The organism is Allorhizobium sp. NPDC080224, assembly GCF_050281005.1.
Lineage (GTDB): Bacteria > Pseudomonadota > Alphaproteobacteria > Rhizobiales > Rhizobiaceae > Allorhizobium.
Genome location: NZ_JBNNWJ010000001.1, coordinates 15398 through 32999, shown reverse-complemented (window position 1 = coordinate 32999; position 17602 = coordinate 15398). Strand labels below are relative to the sequence as shown.

The window sequence follows — 17602 nt, the reverse complement described above, 5'->3', positions numbered from 1 at the left end:
GACCATGGACCCGCAGCCGATCCGCCTGGTGATCTTCGACTGTGACGGGGTCCTCGTCGACAGCGAAGGCATCGCGCTCGAGGTTCTGGTCGAAGCGCTGGCCGAGAAGGGCGTTCTGCTGACGACGGACGAGGCGGCGGAGCGCTTTCTCGGGCGAAGTCTTAGTTCGCTGACAGAGGTGGTTCGATCCGAATTCGGTGTTGAAATCGATCCGGCTTTTCTGGCCGGCATGCGGGACGGGCTCTACGCTCGGTTTTGTGCGGAATTGGACCCCCTGCCCGGGGTCGCGGCTGCCATCGAATCGCTGAAGGCCATGCAGGTCTCCTGCTGTGTGGCCTCGTCCAGCCAGCGGGAACGCATCGAGCTGTCCCTGTCCGTGACCGGACTTCTTCCCCGTCTTAGCCCACATATCTTCAGCGCCACGATGGTCGAACGCGGCAAACCCGCGCCGGACCTTTTTCTGCACGCAGCCGCCGAAATGGGGGTCTCGCCGTCACAGTGTCTCGTGATCGAGGACAGCCCTGCGGGGATCCGTGCGGCGCAAGCAGCCGGCATGAAGGTCATCGCCTTTACAGGCGGATCCCACACCGGCCATGCCAGTTATCAAAAAGCGCTCACGCATCTGGCACCAGACGGGCAGTTTGACGCGATGGAGAATTTGCTCCACTTTGTCCTCGGAGCGAGGAGACCGGAAGATCTGACTGATGCGTGAGCACCTTTTGGCCGTGGATGTTGGCACTGGCAGTGCACGGGCCGGGGTGTTTGATCTCAGCGGTCGGCAACTTGCCCGCTGCGTCGTGCCGATCAGCGTTCACCAGCCGCTGCCTAAACACATGGAGCAGGACAGTGAGGAGATCTGGACTGCGGTCTGCGGCGCTGTGAAGGCAGCCCTTGCCGACAGCGGAATTTCAGCTGCCCAAATCCTTGCCATCGGCTTCGACGCGACGTGTTCGCTCGTCGTGCGCGATCGAAACGGACGCCCGCTTTCCGTCTCCGAAACACGCTCTCCGACCCTCGACACCATCTTGTGGATGGACCATCGGGCGCTCGAGGAAACCGAATACTGCAACGCGATTGCCGATCCGTTGCTTGAACGCTTTGGCGGACGGCTATCGGTCGAGATGCAGATACCGAAACTTCTCTGGCTCAAAAGGCACAGACCGGATCTCTGGGCTGAAAGCGCACACATCTTCGATCTCTGCGATTTCCTGACCTGGCGCGCGACCGGCTCCGAGAAACGCAGCCATTCGGCGCTCGCCTCGAAATGGGGCTATACGCCGGAAGCGCCCGGCGCGCCCCCGATCGACTATTATCGAAAAGTCGGACTCGGCGACGTCATGGATCGAGCAGGGCTGCCGGCGCTTTCGCAGCAGCCAGATCAAGCGATCGGCCGCCTCTGCCGAACCAGTGCCCAGGAACTCGGTCTCGACGAGCAATGTCTTGTCGCTCCCGGGCTGATCGATGCCTATGCGGGCACCACCGGACTGTTTGCAGCCGGACAACGGCCAAGTGTCTCTTTCGACGCCGAAGCCGTTCTGATCGCGGGCACCTCAAGCTGCATCGTGCGGCTTTCGAGCGAGCCTGTGTCCGGGCCCGGCTGCTGGGGCGCTTTCCGTGATGCTGCGATTCCCGGCCTCTGGCTGACGGAGGCAGGGCAGTCCGCATCGGGTGCCTTCCTCGACTATATCGTGACGCAGCATCCGGCCGGCGGGATTCCGATGAAGGCGCGCCATCGCGCTATTCTCGACGGGATTGCTGAGTGTCTGGCGAGCGAAGGACCAGACTTCGGTCTCCCGATCAGCGTCCTGCCGGACCTGCATGGTACACGCTCACCTATGTCCGATCCGATGCTCACCGGGACAATCGCGGGGCTCGATCTCGATCGGAGCGAGCGCTCCCTCCTCAGGCTCTACTGGCGAAGCTGTGTGGCACTCGCCTGCAGTATCCGCCACATCATCGAGCATCAGCCGCGGCGTTCGGGAGCGCCGAAGCAGCTCCTGTTGGCGGGCGGTCTCGCCGACCATCCGCTTCTGGCACAGCTCTATGCCGATGCGACCGGCTGCGATGTCTTTGTGCCGATCGACTGCGACGCCGTTCTTCTCGGCTGCGCACTGCATGCCGCTGTTGCCGCCGGCGCCTTTTCGACGTCTGCCGAAGCGGGAAGCCGGATGCGGTATGCCATGAAGCATTTTCCGCCATCGCCGAAGCGGCAACAGGCTCTCGCGCGAGATCACGCACTGCTCAAAGCCATGATGCGGCATCGCGAGGAGCTTGCCGCTCTGGCGAGCCCTCAGGCCAGAGTGCCTGACGCCATCTCCTTGGCCATCTGATTCCACGCGCCTGTGGGGGCGAGGTCTCGGCCGCGTGCAGTCACCAGAATACCGGATCTGAAAGGCGCATCGGTGCCCTCTTGCGCCAGAGCTTGGAACCTGCCATGTTGCCTATACAACTTGCGAAGGTTTCGAGATGAAAGCTCCTCAAACTCTGTTCTGTGAGCGTGCGCTTCTGCCCGAGGGCTGGGCTAACGATGTGACAATCGGGGTCGATCAGAGCGGCTCGATTGCCTCGATCGAATGCGGCAAGGTGCATGGTCCTGATCCAACCACGCTGGCTGGACCCGTCGTTCCGGCGCTGCAAAACCTGCATTCTCACGGCTTCCAGCGTGCAATGGCTGGCTTGGCCGAGATTGCCGGGTCAACTAACGACAGCTTCTGGACATGGCGTGACACCATGTATCGGCTGGTCGGGCAGATGTCGCCTGACGATGTCGAGGCTGTTACAACGAAGTTGTATAGTGAACTTCTGAAGGGCGGCTTCGGCCAGGTCGTGGAATTCCACTATTTCCACCATGCCTTGGCTGAGGTCGGCAGGTCCGATGGCTTCGAAATGTCTAGCCGTATCCTGCGGTCGGCAGAGACGGCCGGGATCGGTCTGACGCACCTGCCCGTCTTCTACGCTCATGCCGGCTTCGGTGGGCTCGCGCCCAATGAAGGACAGCGCCCTTTCATTCATAGCGTCGACAGTTTCATGGCTCTCCTCGATCGACTGGCGCCGGCTTGTGCTGCTGCCGAGGTGCGCCTTGGTCTGGCAATCCATTCGCTGCGGGCGGCGACGCCAGACGAGATGCGCGCGGTGCTGTCATCTGAGCAGACCGGCGGACCGATCCACATCCACGTGGCCGAGCAGGAACGCGAGGTGGAGGACTGCCTTGCCTGGAGCGGCCGCCGACCGGTCAGCTATCTGCTCGATGAGTTCGCGGTCGACGAGCGCTGGTGCGCCATCCATGCGACGCATATGACGGCGGAGGAGACAGTCCGGCTGGCGAAATCCGGCGCGGTCGCGGGTCTCTGTCCGGCCACCGAAGCCAATCTCGGGGATGGTATCTTCCCGGCGACGGAATTCATGGCTCAGGGCGGGCGCTTCGGAATCGGCACGGATAGCCATGTCGCAACTTCCGTGGCGGAGGAACTGCGCGTGCTGGAATATGGCCAGCGGCTTCGTGACCGCCGCCGCAACCGGCTTGTGTCCGGTCCCGGAGGCTCTGTCGGCTGCACTCTGATCGACGCCAGCCTTGCCGGTGGCTCTCAGGCTGCGGGTCTCAGGACGAGCGGCATTCGCGTCGGCGCACGGGCCGATCTCGTCGTCCTCGACGGTGCCAACCCTTTCATCGCCGCTGCCAAGGACGACCAGGTTCTTGACCGCTGGATCTTTGCACTTGGCAGTGAGGCCGTGCGGGACGTGATGGTTCGCGGAGACTTCGTGGTTCAGGAGGGTCGCCACCGGGCCGAAGAGCGCATCGACAGAGACTTCACCCTCGCGCTGAAGAGGATCCTGAAATGAGTTTAATTAGCCGGCAAATTGTTTTCATCAGATGGGATGCTTGATGGCGCAGACGATCACGCTCGATACGGTGCTGACATCCGATGAAATCGCTACCGTTGCCGAGGGAGCAAGGCTGGGTTTGAGCGAAACAGCGCGGCAGCGGATTCTCGATGCCCGCGCGATCGTCGAGGCCCTGGTCGACCAAGGCATCCGTGGTTATGGGATCAATACCGGTGTCGGTGCACTCTGCGACGTGGTCATCGATCGCGAGGAGCAGGCGTCGCTTTCCCGCAATCTGCTGTTCAGCCATTCCTGCGGTGTCGGTGAGCCGCTCGGGCGGATCGAAACACGCGCGATCATGGCGGCTCAGATCGCCAATTTTGCCCATGGCTATTCGGGCATCCGGCTTGAGGTCGTCGAGACGCTCATCGCCCTCCTGAACAAGGATATGCTTCCGGTGATCCCGTCCAGGGGCTCGGTCGGTTACCTGACGCATGGCGCGGCCATCGGTCTCGTCCTCATCGGCGCTGGCGAATGCCGACACGGCGGCAAGCTGTTGTCGGGCGCAGACGCGCTGGCAGCGCTCGGTCGGAAGCCGCTTGTGCTCCAGGCGAAGGAAGGTCTGAGCCTGATCAATGGCACACCTTGTGCCACAGGTCTGGCATCTCTTGCCGTCTCCCGGCTAGCGCATCTCGTCGAATGGGCAGATGCCTCCGCCGCGATGAGTTATGAGAACCTCGGCGCGCAGACAGACCCATTTGCGGAAATGCCGCTTTCCCTGCGGAAGTCCGATGGCCTGCAGCAGGTCGGAAAGAACTTGCGGACATTGCTGGCAGGGAGCGCGCTTCTGGCGGAATCTGCGGGCAAGCGGACGCAGGATCCGCTCAGCCTCCGGGCCGTGCCGCATGTGCATGGCGCGGTGCGCGATGCGCTCGTGGAGGCGCGCGCCGTGGTGGATCGGGAGCTTGCGAGCGTCACCGACAATCCCGCCGTCAGCGGATCTCCTGATGATCCGAAAGTGCATTCGCAGGCGCATGCGGTTGGGGCAGCCCTTGGCCTTGCCATGGATCATCTGGCGACGGCGGCGGCCGAGCTTGCTGCCATTTCCGAGCGGCGGATCGACCGACTGGTCAACCCGCTGGTGAGCGGCCTGCCGGCCTTCCTCGCCTCCGGTAGCGGCGTCGAATCCGGCTTCATGATCATCCAGTACACTGCGGCAGCGCTGGTGGCGGAAAACCGCCGGCTCGCGATGCCCGCGAGCCTCGACGGTGGAATCACCTCAGGCCTGCAGGAAGACATCCTGACCCATGCGACGCCGGCTGCGGCCAAGGCGCTCGCCATCCTCGACAATCTCGAGACGGTGCTTGCCATCGAGCTGACTGCGGCCGCGCAAGCCCATGACCTGCAGTTTTCCAAGGCGGCCAAGGCTGGGATGACACAACGGATCTATGACCGGGTTCGTCACGCGGTGCCCTTCTACCGGGACGATCGACCCTTGAACGGCGATATCCAGCAGATCCGGACACTCCTGAAGACGACGGCCGCCTGGGTCGCCAGCGAGGGCGCATGACGACTGTACTCAGCAACGCACGACTGGCGACCATGTCGCCCGACCGGCCCGGTCTCGGCGTGATCGAGAATGGCAGCGTGGTGATCGAAGGGGGGCGGATTGTCGCTGTCGGCGAGGCGGACGAGATCGCGATCCCCGGTAGCGCCGAGGTGATCGACTGCGAGGGTCGCTGGGTGACGCCGGGCCTCATCGATTGCCACACCCATCTGGTGCATGCCGGCAATCGCGCCCGGGAATTCGAGATGCGCCTCGCAGGCGCTTCCTACGAGGAAATCGCACGTGCCGGCGGTGGCATCGTCTCGTCGGTGCGCCAGGTGCGCGAGGCGAGCGAGGCGGAGCTTGTCTCGCAAACGCTTCCGCGGCTAGATGCGCTGATCGCCGAGGGTGTTACGACCGTCGAGGTCAAGTCAGGCTATGGGCTGACCGTCGAAGACGAGGTGAAGATGCTGCGTGCTGCGCGTCAGCTCGGAGACGAGCGTCGGGTCGCCATTACCACGACCTATCTCGGAGCCCACGCAACGCCTGCCGACTACAAGGGACGCAATCGCGCCTTCATCGAGGAGGTCGTGCTGCCGGGTCTGAAGGCGGCTCACGCGGAGGGACTGGTCGATGCAGTGGACGGTTTCTGCGAAGGCATCGCCTTTTCGCCCAATGAGATGCGGATTGTCTTCGATGCGGCACGCTCGCTTGGTCTTCCAGTGAAACTGCATGCGGATCAGCTGTCGAACCTGCACGGGGCAGCGCTGGCGGCCGAGTATCAGGCGCTTTCGGCAGATCATCTGGAATACACCGATGAGGACGGCGCAGTAGCAATGACCCGGGCCGGAACCGTCGCCGTGCTGTTGCCCGGCGCCTATTATTTCATTCGCGAAACGAAACAGCCGCCAGTCGATCTCCTCCGCAAACACGGGACTGCCATGGCGCTCGCGACGGACTGCAATCCGGGCACCTCGCCCCTCACCTCCCTGCTGCTGACCATGAACATGGCCGCCACGCTGTTTCACATGACGGTCGAGGAATGCCTTCTCGGCGTCACCCGCAATGCCGCCCGCGCGCTCGGACGTCTCGACACAGTTGGAACCATCGAGGTCGGAAAGCAGGCTGACCTTGCCATCTGGTCGGTCGAGAGCCCGGCGGAGCTTGTCTACCGCATCGGTTTCAACCCGCTCTACCTACGCCTCTGGAACGGCCACATCACCAAAGGAATTCTGTCGTGACCATTACGCTTCACCCCGGCCGCGTCTCTCTCGCCGAACTCGCGCAGATCTACTGGAGCGGCGAAAGTGCTGCGCTCGACCGAAGCTTCGATGCCGGCATCGAGAAGGCTGCCGCGCGGATCGCCGAGATCGCCGCCGGCAACGCGCCGGTTTACGGCATTAATACCGGCTTCGGCAAACTCGCCTCAATCAAGATCGATGCGGCCGACACCGAGACCCTGCAGCGCAATCTGATCCTGTCGCATTGCTGCGGCGTGGGCCAGCCTCTTGGCGCCAACATCGTGCGGCTGATCATGGCGCTCAAGCTGATCTCGCTCGGTCGCGGCGCATCCGGTGTCCGCCTCGAACTGGTGCGCCTGATCGAGGGCATGCTGGAGAAAGGCGTTACCCCGCTCATTCCTGAGAAAGGCTCCGTCGGCGCCTCCGGTGATCTGGCACCGCTTGCGCATATGGCAGCGGTGATGATGGGCGAGGCGGAAGCCTTCTTTGAGGGCGAACGGCTTTCCGGCGCCGAGGCGCTGAAGCGCGCGGGGCTGACGCCCGTCGTGCTCGCGGCCAAGGAAGGTCTGGCGCTGATCAACGGCACGCAGGCCTCGACGGCACTGGCGCTGGCCGGCCTGTTCCGCGCCCATCGGGCCGCACAGGCCGCGCTGATTACCGGCGCGCTCTCGACTGACGCTGCGATGGGCTCGTCGGCGCCCTTCACCGCTGACATTCATACACTGCGTGGCCACAAGGGGCAGATCGATACGGCAGCGGCCCTGCGTGGCCTGCTTTCCGGCTCCGTCATCCGGGAAAGCCATCTGGAAGGCGACGAGCGGGTGCAGGACCCCTATTGCATCCGCTGCCAGCCGCAGGTCGATGGCGCCTGTCTCGATCTCCTGCGCATGACCGGCCGCACACTCGAAATCGAGGCGAATGCTGTTACCGATAATCCGCTCGTGCTTTCCGACATGAGCGTCGTCTCGGGCGGCAACTTCCATGCAGAGCCCGTCGCTTTTGCCGCCGACCAGATCGCGATCGCTGTCTGCGAGATCGGCGCGATCGCACAACGGCGGATCGCGCTCTTGGTCGATCCGGCCCTGTCCTACGGGCTGCCGGCCTTCCTCGCCAAGAAGCCCGGCCTCAACTCCGGCCTGATGATTGCCGAGGTGACCTCTGCTGCCTTGATGAGCGAAAACAAGCAGATGGCGCATCCGGCCTCGGTCGATTCCACACCTACCTCAGCCAATCAGGAAGACCATGTTTCCATGGCCTGCCATGGCGCACGGCGCCTGCTGCAGATGACCGATAACCTCTTCTCGATCATCGGCATCGAGGCGCTGACGGCTGCCCAGGGCGTCGAATTCCGCAGTCCGCTGACGACGAGCCCGGAACTGCGACGTGTGATCTCCACCTTGCGTGCCCATGTCGCCACACTGGAAGAGGACCGCTACATGGCGCCAGATCTCGAGGCTGCCGGTCGCCTGGTGGCGGATGGGACGCTGGTTTCGGCCGTGTCTGCCGGGTTGTTGCCGGGTCTGGAGGGTTGAGATGGCGGTCTTCGAAGTTAAGCAAGGCAGCTCGCCCGTCATTCTCGCCTTTCCGCATACGGGGACGGATGTACCGCCTGCGATCTGGGATCGCCTCAATGACAACGGCAAGCTGCTTGCCGATACCGACTGGCATATCCATGAGCTCTATGCCGGGCTGTTGCCGGATGCGACGACGGTCAGGGCTACCTTCCATCGCTACGTGATCGATGCGAACCGCGACCCTGATGGCGTGAGCCTCTATCCCGGCCAGAACACGACCGGCCTTGTGCCGGAAACGGATTTCGACGGCGTCGCCATCTGGAAAAGCGGCGAGGAGCCGACCGAGGATGATATTGCCGATCGGCTGGCAGGCTTCCACGCGCCCTATCATGCGGCGCTGAAAGCAGAAATCGAACGCGTGAAGGCGATCCATGGCGTGGCGGTGCTTTACGACTGCCATTCGATCCGCTCGCTGATCCCCTTCCTGTTCGAAGGCCCCCTGCCGGACTTCAACATCGGCACGGACATGGGCCGCACCTGCGATGCCAGGATCGAGAAAGCCGCCGCCGAGATCACCGGTCGGGCTGAGGGCTATACGTCTGTGGTCAACGGGCGCTTCAAGGGCGGCTGGACGACGCGGCATTACGGGCAGCCGGATACCGGCGTGCACGCCATTCAGATGGAACTGGCGCAGATCACGCATCTGGCCACCGAAGCACCACCCTTCGCCTATGACGCCGGGAAGGCCGAGGCGCTGAGACATCATCTCAAGATCATTCTGACATCAATCGAAGCCATCGCGCTCGAGTTAGCAAAGCATGCAACCCCTCATCCGCCTGCCGGCACCTTCTCCCCGTAAACGGGGAGAAGGCAGCGCGCCGCAGCCTCGCTTTTCCCTCTCCCCGCCTCCGGGGAGAGGGTCAGGGTGAGGGGCCATTCTGAAAAATCGATGAGACGTTCCACAAGGAAACAGGACCATGAGCAATCCTAGACACAATATCCGCGACGTCCGCGCCGCCATCGGAACCGAACTATCGGCCAAGAGCTGGATGACGGAAGCGCCGCTGCGCATGTTGATGAACAATCTCGACCCTGATGTCGCCGAGCGACCGCACGAGCTGGTCGTTTATGGCGGCATCGGCCGGGCGGCGCGCACTTGGGACGATTTCGATCGGATCGTCGAGACGTTGAAGACGCTCACCGAGGAGGAGACGCTGATCGTACAGTCGGGCAAGCCCGTCGGCGTGTTCCGCACCCACAAGGATGCGCCGCGTGTGCTGATCGCCAATTCCAACCTCGTGCCGCACTGGGCGACCTGGGACCATTTCAACGAGCTGGATAAGAAGGGGCTGGCCATGTACGGCCAGATGACCGCCGGTTCGTGGATCTATATCGGCACCCAGGGCATCGTGCAGGGCACCTATGAGACCTTCGTGGAAGCCGGGCGCCAGCACTATAACGGCAATCTCAAGGGCAAGTGGATCCTGACCGGTGGCCTCGGCGGCATGGGTGGCGCCCAGCCGCTGGCGGCCGTCATGGCCGGCGCCTGCTGCCTTGCTGTCGAATGCGATGAGACCCGCATCGATTTCCGCCTGCGCACCCGTTACGTCGATGCCAAGGCGCATAGGCTGGACGAGGCGCTCGCGCTGATCGACCAGTGGACCAAGGCAGGTGAAGCGAAATCCGTCGGCCTCGTCGGCAATGCCGCCGAGATCTTCCCGGAACTGGTGCGTCGTGGCGTACGCCCCGACATCGTCACCGACCAGACCTCGGCCCATGATCCCATCCACGGCTATCTGCCACTCGGCTGGACGGTTGCCGAATGGCGGGCGAAACAGGAGAGCGATCCGAAGGCGGTAGAAGTCGCTGCCCGGGCCTCGATGAAGACCCATGTGCAGGCGATGGTCGACTTCTGGAACAGGGGTATTCCGACGCTCGACTATGGCAACAACATCCGCCAGGTCGCCAAGGAGGAAGGCTTCGAGAATGCCTTCGCCTTCCCGGGCTTCGTGCCGGCCTATATCCGTCCACTGTTCTGCCGTGGCATCGGCCCGTTCCGCTGGGCTGCACTGTCCGGCGATCCGGAGGATATCTACAAGACCGATGCCAAGGTGAAGGAGCTGCTGCCCGACAACAAACATCTGCACAACTGGCTGGACATGGCGCGTGAACGCATCTCCTTCCAGGGCCTGCCGGCGCGCATCTGCTGGGTCGGTCTCGGCGATCGCCACAAGCTGGGCCTTGCCTTCAACGAGATGGTGCGCAGTGGCGAGCTCAAGGCTCCCGTCGTCATCGGTCGCGATCATCTCGATTCGGGTTCGGTCTCTTCGCCGAACCGCGAGACGGAAGCGATGAAGGACGGTTCCGACGCCGTGTCCGACTGGCCGCTTCTGAACGCGCTGCTCAACTGCGCCTCGGGTGCGACCTGGGTCTCGCTGCATCACGGCGGTGGCGTGGGCATGGGCTTTTCCCAGCATTCCGGCATGGTCATCTGCGCCGACGGAACCGACGATGCTGCACGCCGACTGGAGCGGGTTCTGTGGAACGATCCGGCGACCGGCGTCATGCGCCACGCCGATGCGGGCTATGACATCGCGCTCGATTGCGCCAAGGAAAAGGGCCTTCGTCTGCCCGGCATCCTCGGCAACTGAGGGGACACGACACGCCCATGTCCCTCCGCATCCAGCGCTTTGACGAGCACCTGAAGATGCCCTGGAAAAACGGGCTGGGGATCACCCGCGAGGTGATCTCCAAGCCCGCGTCGGATGGATCCGGCGGGTTCGACTGGCGAATCAGTCTCGCAACAGTCGGGGCCTCCGGTCCGTTCTCGGTCTTTGCCGGGATCGACAGGACGATAGCCGTACTTCAGGGCGCCGGCATGCAGTTGACGGTAGACGGGAGACAAGAGCCGCCGCTTCTTACGGCATCGCTTCCCTTCGCCTTTTCCGGCGATGCTGAAGTGCAGGCCGATTGTCTTGGAGGCGAGACGCTCGACCTCAATGTCATGAGCCGCCGTGGGCGTTTCGTCCATCGCATGACGAAGATTGACGTCGCAGTCAAACAGCTGCTTTCGGTGTCCAAGGACACAGTCGCGATCGTGTTTCGGGATGATGCTCTGGTGACGTTCGATAGCAAGCGATCGGAAGTCATGCTCGGCGATATCTTGATCTCGGAGCAGGTACCGGTTGAATTCACCGTAGAGCCTCGCACGGCAGATTGTGCACTCTACTGCATCGAAATGACTGCCGTTCTGGATCGGGCCTCTGATTCCGAACCGGTTGCCTAGACAAGGCCTGTGCCGATAAGGGAATGCCCGATGCGCTGCGGCGAAAAACCCGCAAGATCGCTTCGCCACCATCAGGATCGACCCAACATGTCCGACGATCAGCCAGGCTTTGCACTTCCCGATGAACGGCAGGATACGCCGCTCTACGAGCAGATGAAGGCCGAGATCAAGGCACGGATCGAGCGCGGTGATTGGCCGATCAATTTTCGCATTCCCTCTGAAAACGAGTTGGTGGAGATGCTGGGGGTGAGCCGGATGACCGCGCATCGGGCGCTTCGCGAACTCGCCAGCGAAGGCGTCATCGTGCGGGTCCAGGGGCGAGGCTCCTTCGTTGCACCGAAGAAGCGCCGAGCCAATGTCAGCGACGTGCGCAACATCGCCGAGGAAATTGCCGAGCGCGGCGGCCAGCATTCCGTCGAGATCGTGCTGATGCAGACGGAAGTCTGCGATCATGATCTGGCCGATAGGCTGGAAGTGGCCGCCGGCACATCCGCTTTTCACTCGGTTATCGTTCACAAGGAAGACGACCTGCCGATCCAGCTCGAGGATCGCTTCGTCCATGCAGAGCTGGCGCCCGCCTATCTTGACCAGGATTTCCGGGCGATCACGCCCAATGCCTATCTGAGCGGTATTGCGCCCATCTCGCGCGCCGAGCAGTTCGTCGAGGCGGTCTTGCCGCTGCCGTGGGAATGCCGGCTGCTGGCCATCGCACGGTCCGAACCCTGTCTACTCGTGCGACGTCGGACCTGGTCCGGCGACCGGCTGGTGACATCCGTTCGGCTTCTTTATCCGGGCAGCCGCTACAGTCTCGAAAGTTCTTATTGAGCCGAGAAGAAAACCGGCCGCAAACTTTGTCGCGGCCGGTCAGATTCGTCCAGTCGGTCAGGCTGTGACAGAAGGCTCCTTGATCCGGAACCAGATCAGATAGAGCGCCGGCAGGAAAAGCAGCGTCAGCACCGTACCGACGATGATGCCGCCCATCATCGCGAAAGCCATTGGCCCCCAGAAGATCTCAGAGGCGATGGGGATGAGCGCGAGACTGGCTGCGGCCGCCGTCAGCATGATTGGCCGCATGCGGTGCTCGGTGGCCTCGCGGACCGCATCCCAGGCATGGCGGCCGTTCCGTTGCAGCGTATCGATCTCGACCACGAGGATGACCGAGTTTCGGATGAGGATACCGATCAGGGCCAAGACGCCGAGAATGGCAACGAAGCCGAGAGGCGCCCCGCTGGGCAGAAGGGCTGCGACAACACCGATCAGTCCAAGCGGAGCCACGATCACAACCATGAACAGCCGCTGGAAGCTTTGCAGCTGGAACATCAGGATCGTGGTCATGGTCAGAAGCATCAGCGGAACGACGGCCGCAATCGGTGCCTGGCTCTTGGCGCTGCTTTCGACCGAACCGCCGACTGCGACATGATAACCTGCAGGAAGATCGGCGGCGTAGGTTTCGACCTTGTCCTTCAAGGCCGCATCGATAGTGGCCGGCTGCGTGGCATCGGTAATGGCAGCTTTCAGCGTGATCGTCGGACTGCGATCACGACGCCAGATCACGGGCTGCTCCATGCCATAGGAGAAGGTGGCGATGGAAGCGAGCGGCACAGACTGACCGTCACCGCCGGGTAGCTGGAGATTGCGAAGCGTTTCGACGGACTGGCGTTCGTCGCCCGGTGCACGGCCAACAACATTGATCAGATAGATGCTGTCGCGCAGTTGGGTCATGGTGGAGCCGCCGGCCATATTGTTGAGCGCCGTCGCGATATCGCTCGAGCTCACGCCGAGAAGACGGGCCTTGTCCTGAAGCACGTCGACCTTGACGGTCCGAGCCGGCTCCATCCAGTCGAAGACGATGCGACCGAGACGTGGCTCCGTGCCGATGACGGCCGCAAGTCCAGTTGCGTATTCGCGCACCTTTTCCGGATCCGGGCCGCTGACCCGGTACTGGATCGGCCGACCGACCGGCGGTCCGAGTTCCATTTCCTTGACCAGAATGTCCGTGCCCGGATAGCCATCTGCGGCAACCGCCATCAGCTTTTCCTTCAGAGCCTCACGGGCCTCGATACCCTTGGTGACGATGACCATCTGGCCGAAATACGGGGCCGACGGCTGCACGTCGAATGAGAGAACGAAGCGCTTGGCGCCTTGCCCGACATAGGATGTCCAATGTTCGATGCTGTCGTCATTGGCGAGGTAGGTGGCCTCGAATTCATCCATGTCGGCCTTGGTCTGGGCCAGCGTGGAGTTCTGCCGCCCGGTCCAATCGACGATCAGTTCTGGACGGTCCGATGCCGGGAAGAACTGCTGCTGGACGAAGCCCATGCCATAGACGGAGAGGAGGAAGACGCCGAATGTGGCGGCGACCGTCATCTTCGGCCAATGCATGCAAGCCGCCAGAATGCGCGAGAACATCTGGGCGACCCTGCCCTTCTGCTCGTGATGCCGCTCCATCTTTGCCGGAAGGATCAGCACCCCGAGAACCGGCGCGAAGAGAACGGCGACAATCCAGGAAACGATCAGGGCAACGGCAATGACGACGAAGAGCGAGAAGGTGAATTCGCCAGCGGCGCTATCGTTCAGACCGACGGGAATGAAACTCGCGACAGTGACCAGGGTGCCCGTGAGCATCGGAAATGCCGTCGAGGTCCAAACCGCTATCGCTGCCTTGGACAGGGGTTCGCCCTGTTCGAGCTTGGACACCATCATCTCGATGGCGATCATGGCGTCGTCGACCAGGAGGCCGAGCGCGATGATCAATGCACCCAGCGAAATGCGCTGGAGGGAGATGCCCAGATACTCCATGGCGACGAAGGTGATGGCGAGGACCAGCGGGATCGACAGAGCGACCACGAGCCCGGCTCTGGCGCCGAGACTTATGAAGCTAACGACGAGAACGATGGCGATTGCCTCGAAGAGGGCCTTGGTGAAACCGCCGACGGCCTCGTCGACGACAACGGCCTGATCAGCCACATGATGAATGCCAATACCGATGGGCAGGCTGGCGGTCACCTTTTCCATCTTCTCGGACAAGGCTTCGCCGAATTCGAGCAGGTTGGAGCCCGGCTTCATGCCGATCGCAAGACCGATCGCCGGCTCGCCATTGACCCGGAACAGCGCCTGCTGCGGGTCGACATAGCCGCGCGTGATGGTCGCGACATCGCTCAGTCGGAAGAAGCGGTCGTTGACGCGAAGGTTGACCTTTCTAAGGTCGTCTTCCGTGGAGAACTGACCTGAAACGCGCATGCTGATGCTCTCGGACGCGGTGCGCAGAGTGCCTGATGCGACGACGGCGTTCTGGTTCTGCAGTGTCTCGACGATCTGTTGCTGGGTGATGCCAAGCGCGGCCATACGCCGGGTGGAGAACTCCAGATAGATCGCCTCGTCCTGAGCGCCAATGAGATCGACCTTTCCGACATTGGGAACGGCAAGGATCTCGGTTCGTGCCGCTTCCAGATAGTCCCGGAGCTGTCGCTGTGTCAGTCCGTCTGCCGTAAAGGCATAGATATTGCCATAGACATCCCCGAAGCTGTCGATGAAGAAGGGACCGACCACACCCTGAGGAAGGTTTGGAACGATGTCGTTGATCATGTTCCGGACCTTGACCCAGGTCGGGTTGACGTCGGCTGCCTTCGTGTTCTCGAGAAGGTTGACGTAGATCGTCGCCTGTCCCGGGGCATTGATGCTCTTGGTGTAGTCGAGGGATTCGAGTTCCTGCAGTTTCTTCTCGATCCGATCGGTGACCTGGCTGGTCATTTCATCGACCGATGCCCCCGGCCATTGGGCCTGGATCAGCATCGTCTTGATCGTGAATTCCGGATCTTCTTCCCGCCCGAGATTGAAATAGGCCATGACCCCCGCGACCGTGGCGAGGATCATGAAATACCAGACGAGCGACTTGTGACGCAGTGCCCATTCGGAAAGATTGAATTTGCTGTTCATCGGGCGATCTCGTCGGTGAAGGAAACGATCTGGTTTTCGGTGAGGGAGTTCACGCCGGCGCTGACCACGCGCTCTCCGGCCTGTAATCCCGAGACAATGTCATAGCCGCCGCCCTGGGCCTTTTCGGCTTCGACAGGCCTGCGCGACACGGCACCGCTGGCGGGGTCGATGACCCAGACAAATGCGCCGCCTGACTGATCGGCACCCATGGCCGTTTCAGGCAGCCAAATGGCGGTGGCGACGGCTGCGATTGGTCTCGCAACCACGGTGCTACCCAAGCGAAAGGCCTTGTCCGGGGCGGAAAGCGCAAGCTTGGTTCGCCGCGTCCGGGTTGCGCCATCAGCCTCGGGTGCGACTTCCCGCACGCGACCTTGTGCCTTGATTTGCGGGTTCGACAGGAGGGTGACCTCGTATTCCGTATCGGGCTGTTGAAGCGCCTTCAGCGTGTCGGGGACATCGATGACAGCATCGAGGGCCTCCAGCCGGGCAATCGTTACGGCCGATTGACCGGCTGCAACGACCTGTCCGACTTCCGCGCTCACGGCCGAAACGACACCGTCGGTTTGTGCGACGACAGTGGCATAGGTCGTCTGCTCGCGCGCCTTCGTCAGATCGGCTTCCTTTTGCTTGACGGTTGCCTCTGCGGCTTCCGCGGTTTGCTCGGCTTCTTCCAGTCGCTCCCGCGTGGTTGCCTGGGTTCTCAGAAGCGTCGCCTGACGGCTAGCATTGACCTGCGCCAGATCGAATTTGGCCTTTGCGGATGCGAGATCTGCTTCGGCCTGGCGGACTGCGAGTTGGAGGCTCGTCGTGTCGAGCGTCATCAGAACATCGCCGGCACGAACGACATCGCCGACATCCACCATGCGCGCAGTGACCCGACCGAGCAGACGAAAGCCGATGTCGACATTCAGCTTGGCCTCGACGGTCCCGGTGAAGGTCGATCCAGGCTCACTCGCGCTCGGCCCGGCGATGACCGAAAGAGCCGGACGCACCTGCGGCGCGGCCTGTTCTTCGACCTCGCTGCAGGCACTCAGCGCAACGATCGCAAGGCACAGAAATGCGATTGCTTTCACCTGCTTCATTGCGCATCTCCCTGAACCGTACGAACCTTTTGTTTCGGGTAGAGAAACTGCGCTCCCTCGACGACGAACTGATCACCGGGTTCAAGCCCGTTGGCGACGATGATCCGGTCGGCGTCGTAGCGCAGCACCTCGATTTGACGGGTCTCGACGGCTTCTGTCGCCGGATCGACGACGAAGACTGCGGGCTTTCCATTGTCACTGGTCAAAGACTCGGACGGAATGGATATCCGCCCCACTTCGGAGAGCTTCGCATAGGCCACAATTGCTGAACCCAGCGTGATCTCCGGCGGCGGATCGGTGATCGACAGCTTCAGGCGCACGGTGCCGAGCTTGCGATCCACCGAGGGGCTGATCTCCTGAATGCGCGCGACTGCGCGAATATCCGGCCGATCGACAAGTGCGACTTCCACCGATTCAGGCTGGGCATCCCTGGTCAAGGCGCTTTCATCCACATTGAAAACCGCATCGAGTTCACCATCATGGGCGAGCTCGAATGCGGCCGAGGAAGGCTGAACGACTTCGCCCGGCTCGATGCTCACGGCCGTGATAAGGCCATCGGCATCGGCTTTCAGCTCTGTCTGAGCCAGGCTCTCCTGAACGCTGGCGAGATTGGCCTGGGCCGCATCGAGATCATTGACGGCGGAATCATATTGCTGGATCGCCTCGTCCAGCTGCTGCTGCGGCAGAGCACCTGTCTGGGTCAGGGTACGGCGGCGGTTGAGATAGGATTCGGCGGTGCGCAAGGTGGCTTGGCGGGCCCGTATGGCCGCTTCTGCCGCCGTCAGATCCGCCTTCTGTTCCGTCGGATCGAGGCGGGCAAGCACCTGGCCGACCTTTACCCGATCGCCGACCTCGACATCACGGGCAATGACGCGGCCGCTGACCTTGAAGGACAGGACGCTTTCGACCCTCGGCTTCACCTCCCCGGTACCGGAGACGGTGACGACATCGGACACGGTGGCCGCGGTTGCGACCCTGACCGTCGGTACATAGCCGGTCTTCTCCGACGCATCGTCGCTGCAGGAGGCGAGCAGGAGGGGCAGAACTGCCGCCAGCAGCCATGGGAATTTTGTTGACGTCGGGGGCAACCGACCCATCTGGCGCGTTACCAACGGGGTGGGCATCGCAGGCTCCTGAAAACGAGGGAAGAATTATTCATCGTCTGTTGAATATAT

13 protein-coding genes are annotated in these 17602 nt (G+C 62.4%); 10 read left to right on the top strand and 3 right to left on the bottom strand.

Annotation, left to right across the window (positions count from 1 at the left end; genetic code table 11):
- Positions 1-4: 4 nt before the first annotated feature.
- From ACQKP1_RS00130 to hutC, 10 genes are all read left to right on the top strand, one after another.
- On the top strand, positions 5-712 hold the full coding sequence (locus tag ACQKP1_RS00130) for an HAD family hydrolase (RefSeq protein ID WP_427273747.1): 708 nt from the start codon (positions 5-7) through the stop codon (positions 710-712).
- Positions 705-2330 carry an FGGY family pentulose kinase gene (locus ACQKP1_RS00125; RefSeq protein ID WP_427273746.1) on the top strand — a complete coding sequence of 542 codons (1626 nt, stop codon included), beginning with the start codon at positions 705-707 and terminating at the stop codon, positions 2328-2330. The genes ACQKP1_RS00130 and ACQKP1_RS00125 overlap by 8 nt, the downstream gene beginning before the upstream one ends.
- Before the next feature lie 136 nt (positions 2331-2466).
- Positions 2467-3840, top strand: coding sequence for a formimidoylglutamate deiminase (gene hutF / locus ACQKP1_RS00120; RefSeq protein WP_427273745.1), 1374 nt, complete (start codon positions 2467-2469; stop codon positions 3838-3840).
- 43 nt (positions 3841-3883) lie between these two features.
- Positions 3884-5392: an HAL/PAL/TAL family ammonia-lyase gene (locus ACQKP1_RS00115; RefSeq protein ID WP_427273744.1), complete on the top strand. Its 1509-nt coding sequence runs from the start codon at positions 3884-3886 to the stop codon at positions 5390-5392.
- Positions 5389-6609 (top strand): imidazolonepropionase, encoded by a 1221-nt coding sequence (hutI, locus tag ACQKP1_RS00110; RefSeq protein ID WP_427273743.1) that lies wholly within the window; start codon positions 5389-5391, stop codon positions 6607-6609. Before ACQKP1_RS00115 ends, hutI begins: the two co-directional genes overlap by 4 nt.
- The gene (gene hutH / locus ACQKP1_RS00105; protein ID WP_427273742.1) at positions 6606-8141 is read left to right on the top strand and encodes a histidine ammonia-lyase; all 1536 of its coding nucleotides are present in this window, start codon (positions 6606-6608) and stop codon (positions 8139-8141) included. The genes hutI and hutH overlap by 4 nt, the downstream gene beginning before the upstream one ends.
- Position 8142: 1 nt before the next feature.
- Positions 8143-8982: an N-formylglutamate deformylase gene (hutG, locus tag ACQKP1_RS00100; RefSeq protein ID WP_427273741.1), complete on the top strand. Its 840-nt coding sequence runs from the start codon at positions 8143-8145 to the stop codon at positions 8980-8982.
- Between the two features lie 118 nt (positions 8983-9100).
- On the top strand, positions 9101-10774 hold the full coding sequence (hutU, locus tag ACQKP1_RS00095; protein WP_203018923.1) for a urocanate hydratase: 1674 nt from the start codon (positions 9101-9103) through the stop codon (positions 10772-10774).
- A 17-nt stretch (positions 10775-10791) separates the two neighbouring features.
- Positions 10792-11409, top strand: a complete 618-nt coding sequence (locus tag ACQKP1_RS00090) for a HutD/Ves family protein (RefSeq protein ID WP_427273740.1) — start codon at positions 10792-10794, stop codon at positions 11407-11409.
- Between the two features lie 87 nt (positions 11410-11496).
- Positions 11497-12234: a histidine utilization repressor gene (gene hutC / locus ACQKP1_RS00085; RefSeq protein WP_427273739.1), complete on the top strand. Its 738-nt coding sequence runs from the start codon at positions 11497-11499 to the stop codon at positions 12232-12234.
- 57 nt (positions 12235-12291) lie between these two features.
- Here the strand turns inward: hutC and ACQKP1_RS00080 are convergent, their stop codons facing one another.
- From ACQKP1_RS00080 to ACQKP1_RS00070, 3 genes are read right to left on the bottom strand one after another with little or no spacing between them, the layout of a single operon-like run.
- Positions 12292-15345: an efflux RND transporter permease subunit gene (locus ACQKP1_RS00080; RefSeq protein ID WP_427273738.1), complete on the bottom strand. Its 3054-nt coding sequence runs from the start codon at positions 15343-15345 to the stop codon at positions 12292-12294.
- Positions 15342-16427: an efflux RND transporter periplasmic adaptor subunit gene (locus ACQKP1_RS00075; RefSeq protein ID WP_427273737.1), complete on the bottom strand. Its 1086-nt coding sequence runs from the start codon at positions 16425-16427 to the stop codon at positions 15342-15344. The genes ACQKP1_RS00080 and ACQKP1_RS00075 overlap by 4 nt, the downstream gene beginning before the upstream one ends.
- Positions 16424-17551, bottom strand: coding sequence for an efflux RND transporter periplasmic adaptor subunit (locus ACQKP1_RS00070; RefSeq protein WP_427273736.1), 1128 nt, complete (start codon positions 17549-17551; stop codon positions 16424-16426). The genes ACQKP1_RS00075 and ACQKP1_RS00070 overlap by 4 nt, the downstream gene beginning before the upstream one ends.
- Positions 17552-17602 lie beyond the last annotated feature (51 nt).

What these genes read in the sequence shown, in the direction of transcription:
- ACQKP1_RS00130 (WP_427273747.1), top strand. Translation starts at nt 5, where the DNA reads ATGGACCCGCAGCCGATCCGCCTGGTGATCTTCGACTGTGACGGGGTC.
- ACQKP1_RS00125 (WP_427273746.1), top strand. Translation starts at nt 705, where the DNA reads ATGCGTGAGCACCTTTTGGCCGTGGATGTTGGCACTGGCAGTGCACGG.
- hutF (WP_427273745.1), top strand. Translation starts at nt 2,467, where the DNA reads ATGAAAGCTCCTCAAACTCTGTTCTGTGAGCGTGCGCTTCTGCCCGAG.
- ACQKP1_RS00115 (WP_427273744.1), top strand. Translation starts at nt 3,884, where the DNA reads ATGGCGCAGACGATCACGCTCGATACGGTGCTGACATCCGATGAAATC.
- hutI (WP_427273743.1), top strand. Translation starts at nt 5,389, where the DNA reads ATGACGACTGTACTCAGCAACGCACGACTGGCGACCATGTCGCCCGAC.
- hutG (WP_427273741.1), top strand. Translation starts at nt 8,143, where the DNA reads ATGGCGGTCTTCGAAGTTAAGCAAGGCAGCTCGCCCGTCATTCTCGCC.
- hutU (WP_203018923.1), top strand. Translation starts at nt 9,101, where the DNA reads ATGAGCAATCCTAGACACAATATCCGCGACGTCCGCGCCGCCATCGGA.
- ACQKP1_RS00090 (WP_427273740.1), top strand. Translation starts at nt 10,792, where the DNA reads ATGTCCCTCCGCATCCAGCGCTTTGACGAGCACCTGAAGATGCCCTGG.
- hutC (WP_427273739.1), top strand. Translation starts at nt 11,497, where the DNA reads ATGTCCGACGATCAGCCAGGCTTTGCACTTCCCGATGAACGGCAGGAT.
- ACQKP1_RS00080 (WP_427273738.1), bottom strand. Translation starts at nt 15,345, where the DNA reads ATGAACAGCAAATTCAATCTTTCCGAATGGGCACTGCGTCACAAGTCG.
- ACQKP1_RS00075 (WP_427273737.1), bottom strand. Translation starts at nt 16,427, where the DNA reads ATGAAGCAGGTGAAAGCAATCGCATTTCTGTGCCTTGCGATCGTTGCG.
- ACQKP1_RS00070 (WP_427273736.1), bottom strand. Translation starts at nt 17,551, where the DNA reads ATGCCCACCCCGTTGGTAACGCGCCAGATGGGTCGGTTGCCCCCGACG.